Source organism: Pseudocitrobacter cyperus, assembly GCF_039889165.1.
Taxonomy (GTDB): domain Bacteria; phylum Pseudomonadota; class Gammaproteobacteria; order Enterobacterales; family Enterobacteriaceae; genus Pseudocitrobacter; species Pseudocitrobacter cyperus.
Genome location: NZ_JAYMYY010000001.1, coordinates 1666343 through 1683527 on the forward strand (window position 1 = coordinate 1666343; position 17185 = coordinate 1683527).

General features: G+C 54.2%; 16 protein-coding genes. 5 read left to right on the forward strand and 11 right to left on the reverse strand.

The features are described 5' to 3' along the window. Window positions 1-20: 20 nt before the first annotated feature. Window positions 21-710 (reverse strand): phosphate response regulator transcription factor PhoB, encoded by a 690-nt coding sequence (gene phoB, locus VSR74_RS08105; RefSeq protein ID WP_015965629.1) that lies wholly within the window; start codon window positions 708-710, stop codon window positions 21-23. A 193-nt stretch (window positions 711-903) separates the two neighbouring features. Between phoB and sbcD the strand changes: the two genes are divergently transcribed. Then, window positions 904-2106, forward strand: coding sequence for an exonuclease subunit SbcD (sbcD, locus tag VSR74_RS08110; protein WP_347794185.1), 1203 nt, complete (start codon window positions 904-906; stop codon window positions 2104-2106). Next, window positions 2103-5240 carry an exonuclease subunit SbcC gene (gene sbcC / locus VSR74_RS08115; protein WP_347794186.1) on the forward strand — a complete coding sequence of 1046 codons (3138 nt, stop codon included), beginning with the start codon at window positions 2103-2105 and terminating at the stop codon, window positions 5238-5240. Before sbcD ends, sbcC begins: the two co-directional genes overlap by 4 nt. A 355-nt stretch (window positions 5241-5595) precedes the next feature. Here the strand turns inward: sbcC and mak are convergent, their stop codons facing one another. Next, complete coding sequence (gene mak, locus VSR74_RS08120; protein WP_347794187.1) at window positions 5596-6498, reverse strand: fructokinase; 903 nt, start codon at window positions 6496-6498, stop codon at window positions 5596-5598. 97 nt (window positions 6499-6595) lie between these two features. On the opposite strand from mak, the gene rdgC reads away from it, so the two are divergent. Then, a complete protein-coding gene (rdgC, locus tag VSR74_RS08125) occupies window positions 6596-7510 on the forward strand; it encodes a recombination-associated protein RdgC (protein ID WP_347794188.1) in 915 nt (304 codons plus the stop codon). Between the two features lie 42 nt (window positions 7511-7552). Here the strand turns inward: rdgC and ppnP are convergent, their stop codons facing one another. From ppnP to VSR74_RS08150, 5 genes are all read right to left on the reverse strand, one after another. Further along, the gene (ppnP, locus tag VSR74_RS08130; protein ID WP_347794189.1) at window positions 7553-7837 is read right to left on the reverse strand and encodes a pyrimidine/purine nucleoside phosphorylase; all 285 of its coding nucleotides are present in this window, start codon (window positions 7835-7837) and stop codon (window positions 7553-7555) included. 77 nt (window positions 7838-7914) lie between these two features. Next, complete coding sequence (locus tag VSR74_RS08135; RefSeq protein WP_347794190.1) at window positions 7915-8592, reverse strand: AroM family protein; 678 nt, start codon at window positions 8590-8592, stop codon at window positions 7915-7917. Between the two features lie 247 nt (window positions 8593-8839). After that, window positions 8840-9031 carry a YaiA family protein gene (locus tag VSR74_RS08140; RefSeq protein WP_347794191.1) on the reverse strand — a complete coding sequence of 64 codons (192 nt, stop codon included), beginning with the start codon at window positions 9029-9031 and terminating at the stop codon, window positions 8840-8842. Between the two features lie 51 nt (window positions 9032-9082). After that, complete coding sequence (aroL, locus tag VSR74_RS08145; protein ID WP_347794192.1) at window positions 9083-9607, reverse strand: shikimate kinase AroL; 525 nt, start codon at window positions 9605-9607, stop codon at window positions 9083-9085. Window positions 9608-9880: 273 nt separating this feature from the next. Then, the gene (locus tag VSR74_RS08150; protein WP_347794193.1) at window positions 9881-10333 is read right to left on the reverse strand and encodes a YaiI/YqxD family protein; all 453 of its coding nucleotides are present in this window, start codon (window positions 10331-10333) and stop codon (window positions 9881-9883) included. Between the two features lie 128 nt (window positions 10334-10461). On the opposite strand from VSR74_RS08150, the gene proC reads away from it, so the two are divergent. Continuing rightward, window positions 10462-11271, forward strand: a complete 810-nt coding sequence (gene proC / locus VSR74_RS08155; RefSeq protein ID WP_347794194.1) for a pyrroline-5-carboxylate reductase — start codon at window positions 10462-10464, stop codon at window positions 11269-11271. A gap of 69 nt (window positions 11272-11340) precedes the next feature. On the opposite strand, the gene VSR74_RS08160 is transcribed toward proC, so the two are convergent. Both VSR74_RS08160 and phoA read right to left on the reverse strand, forming a co-directional pair. Continuing rightward, a complete protein-coding gene (locus VSR74_RS08160; protein WP_015965640.1) occupies window positions 11341-11658 on the reverse strand; it encodes a PsiF family protein in 318 nt (105 codons plus the stop codon). A gap of 73 nt (window positions 11659-11731) precedes the next feature. Beyond that, window positions 11732-13159 (reverse strand): alkaline phosphatase, encoded by a 1428-nt coding sequence (phoA, locus tag VSR74_RS08165; protein WP_347794195.1) that lies wholly within the window; start codon window positions 13157-13159, stop codon window positions 11732-11734. Between the two features lie 332 nt (window positions 13160-13491). Here phoA and VSR74_RS08170 point away from each other — a divergent pair, with 332 nt between their 5' ends. Further along, window positions 13492-14778 carry an ABC transporter substrate-binding protein gene (locus VSR74_RS08170; protein ID WP_347794196.1) on the forward strand — a complete coding sequence of 429 codons (1287 nt, stop codon included), beginning with the start codon at window positions 13492-13494 and terminating at the stop codon, window positions 14776-14778. 24 nt (window positions 14779-14802) lie between these two features. Here VSR74_RS08170 and idnR read toward each other — a convergent pair whose 3' ends face one another. Both idnR and VSR74_RS08180 read right to left on the reverse strand, forming a co-directional pair. Beyond that, the gene (gene idnR, locus VSR74_RS08175) at window positions 14803-15795 is read right to left on the reverse strand and encodes a DNA-binding transcriptional regulator IdnR (protein WP_347794197.1); all 993 of its coding nucleotides are present in this window, start codon (window positions 15793-15795) and stop codon (window positions 14803-14805) included. Between the two features lie 78 nt (window positions 15796-15873). Then, entirely contained in the window at window positions 15874-17163 is a 1290-nt protein-coding gene (locus VSR74_RS08180; protein WP_347794198.1) for an MFS transporter, read from the reverse strand. Window positions 17164-17185 lie beyond the last annotated feature (22 nt).

Genomic DNA, 17185 nt, shown 5'->3' on the forward strand with positions numbered 1-17185 from the left:
CGTCACACTCCTGTTAACAATCAGAATCGGGCAGAGAAGCGATAGCCCGTGCCGCGAACGGTTTGCACCATACGGTCGTGGCCGCTGTGTTCCAGCGCTTTACGCAGGCGGCGGATATGCACATCCACCGTGCGGTCTTCCACATACACGTTGGTGCCCCAGACATGGTTTAGCAGTTGCTCACGGCTGTAGACGCGTTCAGGATGCGTCATAAAGAAGTGCAGCAGTTTAAATTCGGTCGGGCCCATATCGAGCGGGTTTTCCCCGGTCATCACGCGGTGCGAAGTTGGGTCAAGGCTTAATCCCTGCATCTCGATCACCTCTTCCACTGCCATCGGTGAAATGCGACGCATGACGGCTTTAATGCGCGCCACCAGCTCTTTCGGCGAGAAGGGTTTCGTAATGTAGTCATCCGCGCCGGTTTCCAGACCGCGCACGCGATCCTCTTCTTCACCGCGCGCCGTCAGCATCATTACCGGAATATCACGAGTCAGCGCTTCGCGCTTGAGATGTTTGATGAACTGTAGCCCTGAGCCGCCCGGTAGCATCCAGTCGAGCAGGATAAGATCGGGCCAGGGTTCATTGAGCTGATTCACCGCGCTGTCATAATCTTCCGCCTCAATCGGCTGGAAACCATTTTGTTCCAGCACGAAACAGACCATTTCGCGGATGGGTGCTTCATCTTCAACGACCAGAATGCGTCTCGCCATTTTATGCCCTGTTTTTTTAGCCATCAGTATACATTCGGCGTCATTATGCGTCAGATTTATGACAGTTTTATGAAAAACATGACCGTAAAATGATGGCGCTTTACGAAATATGACACTACCGGAATACACCCGTCGATCCCGCGGCCGGGGAATGTATAATCCCGGCTATGCTTTTTTCCCCACTGGGACGACGATGCAAATTCTTCATACTTCAGACTGGCACTTAGGCCAGAATTTTTACAGTAAAAGCCGTGCCGCAGAACATGAAGCATTTCTGAACTGGCTGCTGGAGACCGCGCAACGCGAACAGATAGACGCCATTATTGTGGCGGGCGATATCTTTGATACCGGCTCGCCGCCAAGCTATGCGCGTGAACTCTACAACCGCTTTGTGGTGAATCTGCAACAAACTGGCTGTCATCTGGTGGTGCTTGCAGGCAATCATGACTCCGTCGCCACGCTAAATGAATCACGCGATATTTTGTCGTTTCTGAATACCACGGTGATCGCCAGCGCCGGACACACGCCTTTTATCCTCAATCGCCGCGACGGCACGCCTGGCGCCGTGTTCTGCCCGGTGCCGTTTCTGCGCCCGCGCGATATCGTCGTCAGCCAGGCGGGGCTTTCTGGCGCTGAAAAACAGCAGCATTTACTGGAAACGATTACTGACTACTATCAGAAACAATACCAGCAGGCCTGCGAATTGCGCGGAGATCGCCCATTGCCGATTATCGCCAGCGGCCACCTGACCACCGTCGGCGCCAGTAAAAGCGATGCCGTGCGTGACATCTATATTGGCACACTGGATGCGTTTCCGGCGCAAAACTTCCCGCCTGCCGATTACATCGCGCTGGGGCATATTCACCGCGCGCAGAAAATTGGCGGCAGCGAGCATATCCGCTACAGCGGTTCACCCATTCCGCTCAGCTTTGATGAAACCGGCAAAAGTAAAAGTGTGAATCTGGTGACTTTTATTGATGGCAAGCTTCAGGATGTCACACCACTGGAAGTCCCCGCGACCCAGCCGCTGGCGGTGATTAAAGGCGATTTTGATAGCATCAGCCATCAACTGGCGCAGTATCGCAACGCCCCGACAGAGCCGCCGGTGTGGCTGGATATCGAAATTACCAGCGATGAGTATCTTCATGATATTCAGCGTAAAATTCAGGTCATTACCGACGATCTCCCGGTCGACGTACTGCTGGTCAGGCGCAGCCGAGAACAGCGTCAACGCATTCTTGATAATAGCCTGCGAGAAACCCTGAGCGAACTGGAAGTGGAAGACGTTTTTCAGCGTCGTCTGGCGCTGGAAACGCTGGAAGAGGCGCAACAGGAGCGCCTGAAAACACTGTTTAATCTCGCCGTTCACTCACTGGATGAGGAACCACAGCCATGAAAATCCTCAGCCTGCGCCTGAAAAACCTCAACTCGTTGAAAGGCGAATGGAAAATCGATTTTACCGCCGAGCCGTTCGCCAGTAACGGCCTGTTTGCCATTACCGGCCCTACCGGGGCGGGGAAAACCACCCTGCTGGACGCCATTTGTCTCGCGCTGTATCACGAAACACCGCGCCTCAATACCGTTTCGCAATCGCAAAACGACCTGATGACCCGCGACACTGCCGAATGTCTGGCGGAAGTGGAGTTTGAAGTTCAGGGCGTCGCTTACCGCGCTTTCTGGAGCCAGAACCGCGCCCGCAATCAGCCGGATGGCAATCTTCAGGCGCCACGCGTCGAACTGGCGCGCCGCGATGACGGCAAAATCCTTGCCGACAAAGTGAAGGATAAGCTCGAACTTATCGCCTCCCTGAGCGGCCTCGACTATGGCCGTTTTACCCGTTCAATGCTGCTGTCGCAGGGGCAATTCGCTGCATTTCTGAATGCGCGCCCCAAGGAGCGCGCGGAGCTACTGGAAGAACTTACCGGCACGGAAATCTACGGGCGAATTTCTGCGCAGGTGTTTGAAAAACATAAACAGGCGCGAACCGAGCTTGAAAAGCTTCAGGCGCAATCCTCCGGGATGGTGCTACTCAGTGAAGAGCAGCAACAATCGCTGTTGGGAAGTTTGCAGGCGCTTACTCTTGAAGAGAAAAGCACGCTGGAGCAACAGGTTATCGCGCAAAACCAGCAGCAGTGGCTGCTACGCCAGCACGAACTCGCCCGTGAATTGCAAAATGCCCGGGAGGCTCTGAGCGATGCGGAACAGGTGCTGGCGACCGCCCAGCCACAACTGGAAGCGCTCAGCCGCGCGCAACCGGCTGAACTGCTACGCCCGCGCTGGACGCTACTTCAGGAGCAGGCTGCGACCCTCGCCAGAACCCAGCAGCAAACTCTGCAAGTGAATACTCGCTTACAGGAGGCAACCCTCCGGCGTAATCGCATCCGGGCGACGGCAATGAAGCAGGTTCGCGAGTTGCAACTGACTCGCAGCCAGCTCGAACAGTGGCTCACGCAGCACGAGCGTTACAAACACTGGAGTAGCGAGCTCACCGGCTGGCGCGCCGCATTCCAGTTGCAGGCACGAGAAAACAGCCAGCTACAGACCTATCAACAGCGCCTGCGCGAACTGGAAAAACAGGCCGCGCAACTCCCTGTTTCAACGCTCACGCAGGATCTCGCCCAGGTCACTGCGGCAATCGCTGCGCACAGCGCGGCGCGGCCCCTTCGCCAGCAACTCACCTCGCTACACGCTCGCTTCCTGCCATTACAAAAGCGGCGTCTACAGCTCAGTGAGGCGCAGCAGCAACGCCGGGGGCAACTGGAAAAAATGACGCTTGCGCTCACCGACCGCCGCCAGCGTTATAAAGATAAAAACCAGCAGTTAAGCGATGTACGCGCTATTTGCGATCTGGAAAGCACGATTGTGCGGCTGGAAGCCGAACGCGCGCGTCTGCAACCCGGTTGCCCCTGCCCGCTGTGCGGTGCAACCGCGCACCCGGCGATTGCCGAATATCAGGCTCTGACGCCCGGCGTAAATCAGGCGCGCCGCGATGCGCTGGAGCGAGAAGTCAAACAACTGGCCGAAGAAGGCGCAACCCTGCGCGGCCAGCAGGATGCCCTACTGAAGCAGCAGCAGGCTGAAGAAAACGAGCTGGAATCACTTTCTCAGCAAGAGCAAGCACTTACCTCTCAATGGCAGGAAACGACAGCCGCTTTGGGTGTCACTTTACGTGCTGACGAAGAGATAGCCGACTGGCTGAGCGCTCAGGAAGAGTATGAGCAGCAGCTTTACCAGCACAGCCAGCGGCTGAATTTACAGCAGCAAATAAACGACCTTCAGCAACAGATAAATCAGACGCAGAACGATCTCACGCAACGCAATGAAGCGCTGCATACGCAACTGACCGGGTTGACTCTCACCCCGCCGGCAGCCGGGGAAGAGAATATCTGGCTGGCGGCACGTGAAGAGGAGAGCCGCGCCTGGCAGGATAAACAGACGCAACACAGCGACACGCAGCAAAAACTGGCACAGCTTCAGCCGCTGCTGGAAACCCTGCCGGAATGTGACATTGAAGACGAGTCGCCCGTCGCGCTGGAGGGCTGGCAACAGCTTCATAACGATTGCATTTCGCTTGCCAGCAAGTGGCAAACCCTGTCACAGCAGGAAACACTCGAAAGCGAACGTCTGCAACAGGCCGAACGTGAGTTCGATAGTGCGCTGGCGGCATCACAGTTCAGCGATCGCCCAACCTTCCTGGCTGCCCTGCTGGAACAGAGCGAACGCCTGCGGCTGGAGCAGTTAAAACAGACGCTGGAAAGCAAACTTCAGCAGTGTCGCACGCTGGACACCCAGGCGCAGGAAGCGCAACAACGCCACCAGACGCTGCGCCCGGCGACGCTCAGCGACGACATCGCCCTCGAACAGATACAGGCGCAACTGCTGCTTATCGCCCGGCAGTTACGGGAGAACAGCGCGCGTCAGGGGGAATTGCGTCAACAACTGAAGCAGGATGAAGATAATCGCCGCCACCAGCAGCAACTGTTGCAGGAGATCGAGAAAGCCAGCGCGCAGGTGGAAGACTGGGCGCATCTGAATACGCTGATTGGTTCCAGAGAAGGGGATAAATTCCGCAAGTTTGCCCAGGGGCTGACGCTGGATAATCTGGTGTGGCTGGCTAACGACCAGCTTAGCCGTCTGCACGGGCGCTATCTGCTCCAGCGCAAAGCCAGCGAAGCGCTGGAACTGGAAGTGGTCGACACCTGGCAGGCGGATGCGGTGCGTGACACGCGCACACTCTCCGGCGGCGAAAGTTTTCTTGTTAGCCTGGCCCTCGCGCTGGCGCTTTCCGATCTGGTGAGCCATAAAACACGCATTGACTCCCTGTTCCTTGATGAAGGCTTCGGCACGCTGGACAGTGAAACCCTCGACACCGCCCTTGACGCGCTGGACGCGCTCAACGCCAGCGGCAAAATTATCGGCGTGATTAGCCACGTCGAGGCGATGAAAGAGCGCATCCCGGTGCAGATAAAGGTGAAGAAAATTAACGGGCTGGGGTATAGCAGGCTGGATAAGACGTTTGCGGTGGAGTGAAAGGGAAATGTGCGCCCTAATGCCCTCACCCCGGCCCTCTCCCACAGGGAGAGGGAGAAAACCAGCGCAGAACTTAACAACTATGCACAATCCATCCCCTCGCCCCTTTGGGGAGAGGGTTAGGGTGAGGGGGAAATGTACGCACCGATGCCCTCACCCCGGCCCTCTCCCACAGGGAGAGGGAGAAAACCGGTGCAGAACTTAAACAACTGTGCACAATCCGTCCCCTCGCCCACAGGGAGAGGGAGAAAACCGGCGCAGAACTTAACAACTATGCACAATCCATCCCCTCGCCCCTTCGGGGAGAGGGTTAGGGTGAGGGGGAAATGGCCGCACAACTCCCCGAACGCATCACCTACAACGGCCACAGCCACGCTGCACCGCGCACACCGCTGGAATCACCGTGTAGTGCCTTACGAACCGGCGTTTCACACTCGCCGCCAAACACCCACGCTTTCAGCAGCTCCGGCACCGAGCGGTACAAGCGGTCGACATTGCTCATGCCACCGCCCAGCACAATCACATCCGGGTCGAGAATATTCACGACGTTCGCCAGAGATTTCGCCAGCCGCTGCTCATAGCGGCAGAGCGCCTGTTCCGCCAGTGCGTCGCCCTCTTCCACCAGATGCATAATTTCGTTTCCCTTCAGCGCGTGACCGCTTAAACGCTGGTAGTCCGTCGCAAACCCGGTACCAGAGATAAAGGTTTCAATACAGCCCTGTTTCCCGCAGTAACACGGCACTTCCGCACGGTAGCGCAGTTCGTCGCTATCCATCCACGGCAGCGAGTTATGTCCCCACTCACCTGCCGTGCCGTTGCCACCGATATGCGAACGCCCGTTAATCGCCACACCTGCGCCGCAGCCGGTACCGATAATCACCGCGAAAACTGTTTGCGCCCCCGCAGCCGCCCCATCGACAGCTTCGGACACCGCCAGGCAGTTGGCATCATTCGCCAGACGGACTTCCCGGTTCAGGCGTTTGCTGAGATCCTTATCAAACGGCTGACCGTTTAGCCACGTAGAGTTGGCATTTTTCACCAACCCGGTATAGGTCGAAATCGAGCCGGGAATGCCGATCCCTACCGTGCCCGTTTGCCCGGTCGACTCTTCGGCCATTGCGACTAAATGGGCAATATTTTCAATTGTTTTTTGATAGTCGCGCGGTGTGGGTAAACGATGCCTGAACAGCTCCTTTCCCTTGTCACTTAACGAGATGACTTCTGTTTTTGTACCGCCCAGATCAATACCAATACGCACAGAACGCTCCTCTGAAATTCCCCGATTAACAATGCAAGCATAGAGACAATTCGTTATTATGCCCGCTGAATTTAACGATAAAGCCGTGGGAAATATTATGCTGTGGTTCAAAAATTTAATGGTTTATCGTCTCAGCCGCGACATTTCTTTGCGCGCCGAAGAGATGGAAAAACAGCTCGCTGAATGGACTTTCACCCCGTGCGGAAGCCAGGACATGGCGAAAACCGGTTGGGTTCCGCCGATGGGATCGTCGCAGAGCGATGCGCTAACCCACACGGCCAACGGTCAGATTATTATTTGCGCCCGTAAAGAGGAGAAGATCCTGCCTTCTCCCGTCGTCAAACAGGCACTGGAAGCGAAGATCCACAAGCTGGAGGCCGATCAGGGCCGCAAGCTGAAAAAAACCGAAAAAGATTCGCTGAAAGATGAGGTGTTGCATTCCCTTCTGCCGCGCGCCTTCAGCCGCTTCAGCCAGACGATGATGTGGATAGACACCGTCAACGATTTGATTATGGTCGACTGCGCCAGCGCCAAAAAAGCGGAAGATACTCTCGCCCTGTTGCGTAAAAGCCTGGGTTCGCTACCGGTAGTCCCTCTGACAATGGAAAACCCGATCGAACTGACGCTGACCGAATGGGTGCGCTCTGGATCAGCGGCGCAAAGCTTCCAGCTCCTCGACGAAGCAGAATTGAAAGCGATCCTTGAAGATGGCGGCGTGATCCGCGCGAAGAAACAGGATCTGGTCTGCGATGAAATCGCCGTGCATATTGAAGCCGGTAAGCTGGTGACTAAACTGGCGCTCGACTGGCAGCAACGCATTCAGTTCATGATGTGCGATGATGGCTCCATCAAGCGCCTGAAATTCAGCGATGAACTGCGCGACCAAAACGAAGATATCGATAGAGAAGACTACGCCGCGCGTTTTGATGCAGACTTTATCCTGATGACCGGCGAACTGGCTGCTCTGATTAAGAGCCTGGTGGAAGGGCTTGGCGGGGAAGCGCAGCGTTAATGCTTCACATCTCCTTCCTGCCGCAGCAGGAAGGAGACACACTTACAGATAACGGCAAAGATAAGACGTCGGTTCCGCAACTTCCAGATGGAACTCGCTGTTGCCGGGCACGTTGAACACTTCACCAGCGGTATACACCTGCCACTCAGTTGCACCAGGTAGCAATACATTCAGCGCACCACTCACCACCGTCATCTCTTCCGGTTGCGCCGTGCCGAAGGTGTACTCTCCCTCAGCCATCACGCCGACGCTGGCGCGCCCGGTGCCGCTGCTGGTAAAACCAATGGATTTCACTTTTCCGTCGAAGTATTCATTGCTTTGAAGCATAAACAGGCCCTTATTGTCTTGTGTTGAAGGACTCAATATAGGGGGGCGAACAGAAGCCTGTCACGCGATTTATATTGTTAAACTAATAATTCTGCCGCCAGCCTGGCGACCAGAACATTTGACAATAAAACAGGAACATCCAGCGTTTTTTGTAACAAGTCTCGGTGGTGCTGATGGAAGCCTAAGCAGTCCATTACCAGCACATCGGCGCCCCGCGCAATCAGTTTTTCCCCGGCGGCGATCAGCTCTGGATCGGTGCCGTGGATCGGGTTTGCCAGTTCATAATAGGGTTCAGAGGGCAGAACCTGCCACTTCTCCTGCTGCGCACGAAGGAGTTCCTCAATCGGAATAATCACACCAACCTGATGGCCTTCCACAATGGATGCCACCAGCGGCGGGATAATCCGCTGAGGCTCAATCAGCATCGCGTTGCGCGCCACCAGATGCCGCAGATTGAACGTGTTCATCAATAAAATGACGTCATACTGTTGGTTATCAAGTACTTCAATAATGGCTTGTAGATCACGCTCAATCTTAGAACGCGAGACCTCCACCAGTTGATTATCATTCAGCAACGCCAGTATTGTCTCCTCGCCTGGCCGTGCGCCATACTCTTCCATAACGTCTTTCCGACTCATATTACCCAGTAAACTCTTATGGGTAATCTGCTCTTCCCTGATATGTTCAGTGAGAAGTGGCAACACTTCTTTGACGGGTACAACCCCTACCGTCAGAATCGCCATCGTCGTATTCATGTTATGTACCTTCTCTACAACCACTGCCTTTACACGGCTTTTTTACCACTTAGCCACCTGGATGGATGAAAAACACCGTTCAGAAGCGTAGCAGCTCATTTATCCGGCGGAATGTAAAGGTTCGGGCCGGATCGGACAAGCTACCGATATAACTTAACTTTAACCTTTATGTAACAGTTATGATAAGTAAAAAGTGTGATTAAGGCCCGATATAACCACTTTTAATATAGGGCCTTATGGCGAGGAGTTAGGTTTTGGAAGGGTCTTCGTAGCGCTGCTTAGCGTCCAGCGCATCCTGCATGGTGGTATGTTCGCTTATCAGCGTATTGGGGGTTGGATGGTCGGCACGTAATTGATACCAGGTGACAGTCTGCCCCGGCTGCCCTTTCTCGACAACGTCAATACGCGCCTCGCGTGGATACGGGGGATTAGTCGGCATCGCTCCTCCTTGTGTGGATTGTCAGAGCGTTAAGTATAGCCAATGGTAAAATCAGGAAGCGCGGGCCAGTCGTAGTTCGGTCAAAATTTGCGCGACGACGTCATCCGGAGATGCGGATGCATCGACAATATGGTGCGCCGTCTGGCGATAGAGTTCATCGCGCTGGGCAAGGATATCAGCCACTTCTTCAGTGATAGGTTTACCGGTTAGCGTAGGGCGCTGCGAGGCTTCAGGGAAGGCTTCAAGCCGACCAGCCAGCACCGACACCGGAGCATTAAGATAAATGACGATACCGTTCTGGCGCATAAAATCACGGTTGATGGACGAGAGAATAATGCCCCCGCCCGTGGCGATCACCGTGGCGGGCTGGGTTACAGATTGCAGGGTTTGCGTCTCACGGGCACGAAATCCTGACCACCCTTCTCTCACCACAATATCGGCAACCGTCATCCCGGCACGTTGTTGCAACACCTGGTCGGTATCCACAAAATGAAAATTACAGGCATGGGTAAGCCGTTGACCTATAGTTGTTTTTCCACAACCACGCGCGCCAATCAAAAATATGGGCTGAGTCATTACCTGGAGTTCTCCCTGGGACCGCGGGGTTGCGGGATGTCTATCTGAAATAAAAATGATATCACCAAACTAGTACACAAGTAAGTGTAAATGTATAGTTACAATACAAACGAAAGCATGCCCAGAATAAGCGATTGCAGCCTATAAAATAGCACGTCAGAGCGTAAAGAAAAGATGTCACGTAATGTTTAGATAAATGTACATGAAAGCACGGTTTGTTGACAAGCCGACATCCAATGCAAACGGTAACACATTTTCGTGACGGAGTTCACGTTAAGCACGTTTCGCTGCCAGTAACCATTTATCAAGTTCTGCGGCAAATTGCTGCCTGTCGCGCTGATTCAAGGTTGCCGGCCCACCCGTTTGCACACCGCTTGCGCGCATCGTTTCCATAAAATCGCGCATGGTTAAACGCTCGCGAATCGTCGCTTCACTGTAGCGTTCGCCGCGTGGATTTAGCGCTGCGGCGCCTTTTTCCAGCACTTCAGCCGCCAGTGGAATATCGGCGGTAATCACCAGATCGCCCGGTTCGCACAGGCGCACAATTTCATTGTCAGCCACGTCGAACCCTTTCGGCACCACCATCGCACGAATAAACCGCGAAGGAGGCACACGCAGATACTGATTCGCCACCAGCGTTACCTGCATTTGCGTGCGGTCTGCCGCGCGAAACAGCACTTCTTTAATTACGTTCGGACAGGCGTCCGCATCAACCCAAATCGTCATCACATCTCCTGACTCAGCAAAACAGAACGCAATGATGACACGCCAGGCGTGCGCTGTCGCGTAATGATAAGGTTACTCAACGCTGCCTATACAGGTACACTAATAAAAAACACACAATGGGAGAGATCATGGACAAAAAGATTGGCTTCATCGGCTGCGGCAATATGGGTAAAGCGATTCTTGGCGGTCTGATTGCCAGCGGGCAGGTACTGCCAGGCCAGATTTGGGTCTATACCCCATCGCCGGATAAAGTCGCCGCCCTGCACGACAAGTTCGGTATTAACGCCGCTGAAAGCGCGCAGGAAGTCGCCCAGGTGGCGGATATCGTCTTCGGTGCCGTGAAACCTGGCATCATGATTAAAGTTCTCGGCGATGTGGCTTCCAGCTTCAACAAAGACTCACTGGTTGTTTCTATCGCAGCCGGTATCACGCTCGACCAACTGGCACGCGCGCTGGGTCACGACCGAAAAATCATTCGTGCGATGCCGAATACGCCATCGCTGGTCAACGCCGGAATGACTTCTGTTACGCCAAATGCGCTGGTAACGCCAGAAGATACCGCCGATGTGCTGAATATCTTCCGCTGCTTTGGCGAAGCTGAAATTATCGCCGAACAGATGATCCACCCGGTAGTTGGCGTAAGCGGTTCCGCTCCGGCCTACGTCTTTATGTTTATCGAAGCAATGGCCGACGCCGCCGTGCTTGGCGGTATGCCGCGCGCGCAGGCTTATAAATTTGCCGCACAGGCAGTAATGGGCTCGGCAAAAATGGTGCTGGAGACCGGTAAGCATCCGGGCGAACTGAAAGATATGGTCTGCTCGCCGGGCGGCACCACTATTGAAGCCGTTCGCGTACTGGAAGAGAAAGGTTTCCGCTCCGCCGTTATTGAAGCCATGGCGAAGTGCATGGAAAAATCGGAAAAAATGAGTAAAGCCTGAATCTCTTAAATCATTACGCCCGGCTAATTTCTGCCGGGCGTATTTCTTGCCATAAAAGTTGATTACGTTTTAAGCCGATTTTTTCAGGCAGGCGCTCATAAATTTCTTACGATCGTCACCTTTTAATGACTGCTCTGTGGCTTTCGCATTACATTCACGCATTTTCTGCTGCTGAGGCGTAACGCCTTTTTCTTTCGCCGCATCCTGCCCTTTCAGGCATGCGCTCATATAGGTTTTGCGCTCATCGCCTTTGATTGTTTTCGCCGTTGCCTGCGCATTACAGTCACGCATACGCTGCTGCTGCGGCGTTAATGTCTGATCTGCCGCGCCAGCGGTGGAGACAAAACAGAGACCAAAAACAAAAGCACCTAATATTGCGAGTTTCATTGCACCATCCTTATATAAGATAATCCTTACAATTCTGAACGCTGGCGGAAATAAAACAAGCTCACAATATCAATTACAGGCCAAGTGCAGACTTCATGGTGTAATAGAGATCGGTCTGATCGGTCAGGCCAACCACATTTGCCGCATGCGGGCCGTAGGCTGCAATACGTACCTGAGTGCCGGTATGTTCCATCGACTCCTCTTCAGAGTTGCCGTAGCTTATCACCATCACCGCGCCATCTTTGGTGTTCAGCGCCTGAGTCAAACCTGGCGCTTTAGTATCTGGCGCCACAATCTGGCTGGCGTGGGCGTGGTCGGCAGTCACCACCACCAGGGTATTACCGTCTTTTTTGGCGAACTCCAGCGCCTTCTGTACAGCCTCGTCCAGATCTACCGTTTCGCCAATTTGGCCACAGGGATTCGCTGCGTGATCCTGCTTATCAATCGACGCGCCCTCAACCTGCAGGAAGAAGCCTTTTTCGTTCGCACTCAGCAGCGTAATTGCCTTTTCGGTCATCTGCGCCAGCGTCGGCACGCTGTCATTGCGCTTTGGATTTGGCGTACAGGTAACGACCGGTTTATCAATATTCCCGTGATAAGACGCTTTCGGCCCTTCCCAGCGCACAGGCATATTGCCGTCAGAGAACAAGCCCAGCAGCGGTTTATCCTGATTCGCTGCTGTGATGGCTGCCAGCCCATTTGCATCGCCGACCAGTTGATAACCGCGCGCCTGCGCCTGTTCACGCAGGGTTTTCCCCTGCCACTCGCCTGCCGTCGCCGTTTCAGCGAAGGTTTTCGCACCGCCGCCTAAAGTGACGTCAGCGCGGGCGTTCAGCAGTTGTTCCGTAATGGAGCCTTTCCCGCCTTTTTCCAGCGCGTTAGTCGGGCATTTTTCCGTGGTCACGCTCGGGCCGTAGCATTTACGCGACGTCACGTGAGAAATCTGTGCCGCTGGAGTCGCATCCTGCAGTTCTGCGGTCGAGACATTCCCGGTCGCCAGTCCTGCCGATTTCGCCAGCTCAAGAATAGTCTGGTGCGCTTTTTCGTGGATATCCACGCCCAGCGCGCCGTTGTAAGTTTTGACTCCGGTACTCCATGCCGTGGCAGAGGCTGCAGAGTCAGTAACGTAATCCGGTTTGCCGGTTTTCTTATCCAGCGCATAGTGGGTGTACTGGCCGGTCAGCGGCAGCGCATCGATCCCCTTAAAAAAACCACCCGCGCCCAGCGCATAGTTGCGCGCAGCGGTAATTTCCGAATCACCCATGCCATCGCCAATCAGCAGAATGATATTTTTCGCCGGTTTATCGATAATTGACGCCCGCAGCGCCGCTGACTGGTCGCCGTTTAAGCGACGCGCCCCGCCGGGCGTGGTGATATCGCCCTGCGCCGCACGGCTGTCGAGAGCCGGTGCGGAAGGCGTTTCTGCGTGAATAAAGGGGGTGCCCAGCAAAGGTAATAAAGCAATAAAGAGTGCGCTGTACTTCATTATTATCATCTCCATGAAAATGCTAAATAAAATCGAAGCGACTGTATAAAAGCGAGATGACAGTGAGATGACACTATTTTTACATTTTATCATAATTGCGTTGCCCTGCTGCGCAACGGCAAAACGTGAGTTGCGATGGAAAATGAAAGATATTCTGACCGACAATGAAATAATTAGCGCCGTTCGCACTGTCATTAAAATGAAATAAACCATCAGGATCACACTTTTGGTGAATATTTTTATACGCGTCACATTTTTCCCGGTTTTCTGTCCTCTTGCCGTCACCCGGTATCAAGCCGCACTATATAAAACGATGTTTTATTCTATTTCAGAGCAGGAGTCTCGTTATGCGATATCGTACCAGGGCACTGAGTCTGGCTATTTTATTCTCGCTTTCACATACCGTCGCAGCGGAAGAGCTGAATGTGTGGATTCGTGCCAGCAATGATTCAAAAGTCATTTATCAAAAACTGGCGGATACTTTTGAACAGCAAACCGGAATTTCGATTAAATATTTCAATGCGGTCACCGATTTTGACCAGCGACTGGCGCGCGCAGCCACCGGAAATGCATTACCGGATGTTGTATTTAACGACGCCATCATTGTCGGGCAAATGGTGCAATTGGGTATTGTTGACGAAATCGACCCAACAAAACTGAAACACGGCGCGGATGTCTACGAGGCCGCATGGAAATCAACACAGTTGCCTGACGGTAAATACTACGGCGTGCCCACCTCCGCGCATACCTATGCGCTGTTTATCCGCCAGGACTGGTTGGATAAACTCGGCATGAAAGCCCCGACCACCTGGGATGAACTGAAAAAAGTCGCGCACGCGTTTACTTTCAACGACCCCGATGGCAACGGGAAAAACGACACCTACGGCTTTGTGATGCCGCTCGCCACCACGCGCGGCTACGCCAGTTCGTTCTCCTCATCTTACCTCTGGCAGGCAGGCGGCAATTATCTGGTGGCGACACAGCCCGGTAAATTTAAGGGCGCGCTCGACAGTAAAGAAGCCGCTACGGCGATGACATTTATGCGCGGTATAGTTTGTGACGGCGTATCGCAACCGGGTGCAATCAATCAGACCACCGCCGACGCGAATACCTCTTATCGCTCGGGTCAGAGCGGGATGTACTCCTCCGGCCCGTATCACATCGCCCTGTTTGATAAAGATCCGGGCAAAGCGACCTACACGGTTGTGCCTCCGCCTGCCGGGCCTGGCGGCACGACATCAATGGCGGAAGGCACCACCGCGTTCCTGATGAAAACCAGCCAGCACAAAGCGGCGGCAATGAAATTTCTTGAATTTATGATCTCCCCGGAAGGCCAGGAGATCGGCATGGCGACGCAAAGTGCCTCCATGCCAGTGGTTCGCCTGCCGGTGAATAATAAACTGGCAATTGCCGATTATCACCCCGATCCCAAATGGGCGGTATTTGCGCAAACCTATGCGAAAGACGGGCGTTATATGCCGCAGATCCCGAACTGGATCCCGGTGCGCCAGATAACCGCAGATGGGTTTAATAAAATTTACGCCGACTGTAATAGCGATATTCCGGGATTATTGAAGGAGATTAACGGCAAGGTCAATGAGGAACTGAAGCGCCAGAATGCGTGGGCGGAATAGCAGTTTTACAGGCGACGGAGGCCATCACAGCGTATCGCCGTAATAAATCTGATAGCCTACATTCACGCTTTCCGGCACATCTTTACCCGCCAGTCGTTTAAGCAGCAATTCGCTGGCCACCTGGCCAATCTCGAAGCGCGGCGTGACCACGCTGGCAACTTTTTGCAGGCGCGCGCGCCCTATTTCCAGCCCGTGAAAACCGGCGATCGCCAGCTTGCCCGGCACGCTGATATTCTGCGCCTGGCACTCCAGCAGCACGCCGACCGCCAGGTCATCATTGGTGCAGAATACCGCGTCAATATCCGGGCGCTGCTGGCGCATTTGCTGAAACATTTGACGCCCCAGTGAAACCGAAGAGATGGTTTTCGGTGCCAGGTGGTACGGCTCCAGGCCGTGTGCCGCCAGCGCATTTTGCGTGCCGCGATATCGACTGAGATCGCGCGGGTCATCCATTGAGCCAAAGAAGGCGATCTGTCGCTTACCGCTGTCGAGAAACGCGGTGGTCATCTCCCAGGCGGCTTTTTCGTTATCAAAGCCGACCTGAATATCGAGCGGTTGCCCGGAAACGTCCATTAACTCCGCCACCGGAATACCGCTGGCGCGCAGGTACTGCACCATTCTGTCCGTATGCTGGCGGCCCGTGAGGATCAGGCCATCGATGTTATACGAAAGCAGATTCAGCACTTCCCGCTCTTCACGACAGGGATCGTATTCGTAGTTGGCGATCAGCGTTTGGTATTGATGCGCGGAGGTCACGGACTCGATCCCCGCCAGTACGTCGGCGAAGATCTGATTGCGAAACGAAGGGATCAAAACGCCGATCGTTTTACTGCGCGCGTTGAGCAAAATTTCCGGCGCGCGATTGGGAATGTAGTTGTTCTCTTCCATGATTTTCGAAATCAATTCACGGCTACGCGCAGACACCTGATTAGGGTCGCGCAGATAACGGCTGACCGTCATCTTATTAAGCCCCGCCAGGTTAGCGATATCCTGCAATGTCATCCGATTGTTTTTCATGAGGTTCTCTGCGACAAAATGTCTGTTTTGCTCGCAGAGAACCTTATCACAGCCGGGCAGGATCTGCATCCAGCCCGTTTAGCTGGCGGCCTTATTCGTTTGCAGCGCGCCGTGCGTCGTTTCGCCAGGCGCGCGCACGCAGTACATCAACACTACGGACGCAAACAGCGCGGTCGCCATAAAGGTGTAAGACGCGCCAGGCCCGCCGGTGATGCCGTTGAGATAACCCACCAGCCACGCACCAATAAAAGCGCCTAGCGCGCCGAAGCTGTTGATTAACCCCATCGACACGCCCGAGACGTTGCGTGGCAGCAGTTCTGGTATCAACGCGAAGAACGGCCCGTAAGGCGCGTACATACAGGCTGCAGCAATTACCAGCAATGCGTAGGAGAGCCAGAACGCCTGCGTGCCCAACATCCACGACCCGAAGAACGCGACGCCCGCAATCAGCAGCAGAGGCCAGATAAACAGCTTACGGTTTTGCAGTTTATCGGAGAGCCACGAGACCACCAGCATCAGGCAAATTGCCGCCAGATAAGGCACTGCGGCCAGCCAGCCGACGGAGACAATGTCCATTTGCGCCGCATTTTTCAGAATCGACGGCATCCACATCATGAAGCCGTAGACGCCGATACTCCACAGCGCATGCACGGCACACAGCATAATCACGTTACGCGAACGCATTGCTTCACCGTAGTTACGCACGGGCTTGATGGCGGTTTGTTCGCTGTCCATTGCCTGCTGAAGCGCTTGTTTTTCTTCTTCACTGAGCCAGGTGGCCTCTTGCGGTTTATCGCGCACCAGCGCCCACCAGCAGAAAGCCCATAACACGGCTGGAATGCCTTCGATAATAAACATTTCACGCCAGCCCCAGGCCTGAATCAGATAGCCAGAGACAATCGACATCCACAGCACCGTCACCGGGTTACCGAGAATCAGGAAAGTATTGGCGCGTGAACGCTCGCTTTTGGTAAACCAGTTGCTGATGTAGATAAGCATGGCGGGCATAACGGCCGCTTCGACAATACCCAGGGTAAAGCGAATCGCCATCAATGTCGGAATATTACTGACGAAGCCGGTAGCTGCCGCGCAGAACCCCCATAGTATCAGGCTGAAAAAAATCATTTTCCGCACGCTGCGTTTTACCGCATACATTGCACCCGGTACCTGGAAAAAGAAATAACCGAGGAAGAAAAGTGCGCCAATTAACGACGCAGTCCCTTTGGTGATCCCTAAATCATTTTCAATTCCGGCTGCGGCGGCAAAACCATAATTCGCGCGATCGAGATACGCCAGGCTGTAGGTAATAAAAATAATCGGCATTAAATACCACCAGCGGCGTACTGGCAGTTTGCTAAGTGTTTTCATACTCAATCCTCAGACGATGAGC

Excerpts from the sequence above, each read along its gene's own strand:
- idnR (WP_347794197.1), bottom strand. The coding sequence starts at position 15,795 with ATGAAAAACAATCGGATGACATTGCAGGATATCGCTAACCTGGCGGGG.
- VSR74_RS08140 (WP_347794191.1), bottom strand. The coding sequence starts at position 9,031 with ATGCCGACTAATCCCCCGTATCCACGCGAGGCGCGTATTGACGTTGTC.
- phoB (WP_015965629.1), bottom strand. The coding sequence starts at position 710 with ATGGCGAGACGCATTCTGGTCGTTGAAGATGAAGCACCCATCCGCGAA.
- rdgC (WP_347794188.1), top strand. The coding sequence starts at position 6,596 with ATGCTGTGGTTCAAAAATTTAATGGTTTATCGTCTCAGCCGCGACATT.
- proC (WP_347794194.1), top strand. The coding sequence starts at position 10,462 with ATGGACAAAAAGATTGGCTTCATCGGCTGCGGCAATATGGGTAAAGCG.
- phoA (WP_347794195.1), bottom strand. The coding sequence starts at position 13,159 with ATGGAGATGATAATAATGAAGTACAGCGCACTCTTTATTGCTTTATTA.
- sbcD (WP_347794185.1), top strand. The coding sequence starts at position 904 with ATGCAAATTCTTCATACTTCAGACTGGCACTTAGGCCAGAATTTTTAC.
- VSR74_RS08150 (WP_347794193.1), bottom strand. The coding sequence starts at position 10,333 with ATGACGATTTGGGTTGATGCGGACGCCTGTCCGAACGTAATTAAAGAA.
- ppnP (WP_347794189.1), bottom strand. The coding sequence starts at position 7,837 with ATGCTTCAAAGCAATGAATACTTCGACGGAAAAGTGAAATCCATTGGT.
- sbcC (WP_347794186.1), top strand. The coding sequence starts at position 2,103 with ATGAAAATCCTCAGCCTGCGCCTGAAAAACCTCAACTCGTTGAAAGGC.
- VSR74_RS08170 (WP_347794196.1), top strand. The coding sequence starts at position 13,492 with ATGCGATATCGTACCAGGGCACTGAGTCTGGCTATTTTATTCTCGCTT.
- VSR74_RS08135 (WP_347794190.1), bottom strand. The coding sequence starts at position 8,592 with ATGAATACGACGATGGCGATTCTGACGGTAGGGGTTGTACCCGTCAAA.
- aroL (WP_347794192.1), bottom strand. The coding sequence starts at position 9,607 with ATGACTCAGCCCATATTTTTGATTGGCGCGCGTGGTTGTGGAAAAACA.
- VSR74_RS08160 (WP_015965640.1), bottom strand. The coding sequence starts at position 11,658 with ATGAAACTCGCAATATTAGGTGCTTTTGTTTTTGGTCTCTGTTTTGTC.
- VSR74_RS08180 (WP_347794198.1), bottom strand. The coding sequence starts at position 17,163 with ATGAAAACACTTAGCAAACTGCCAGTACGCCGCTGGTGGTATTTAATG.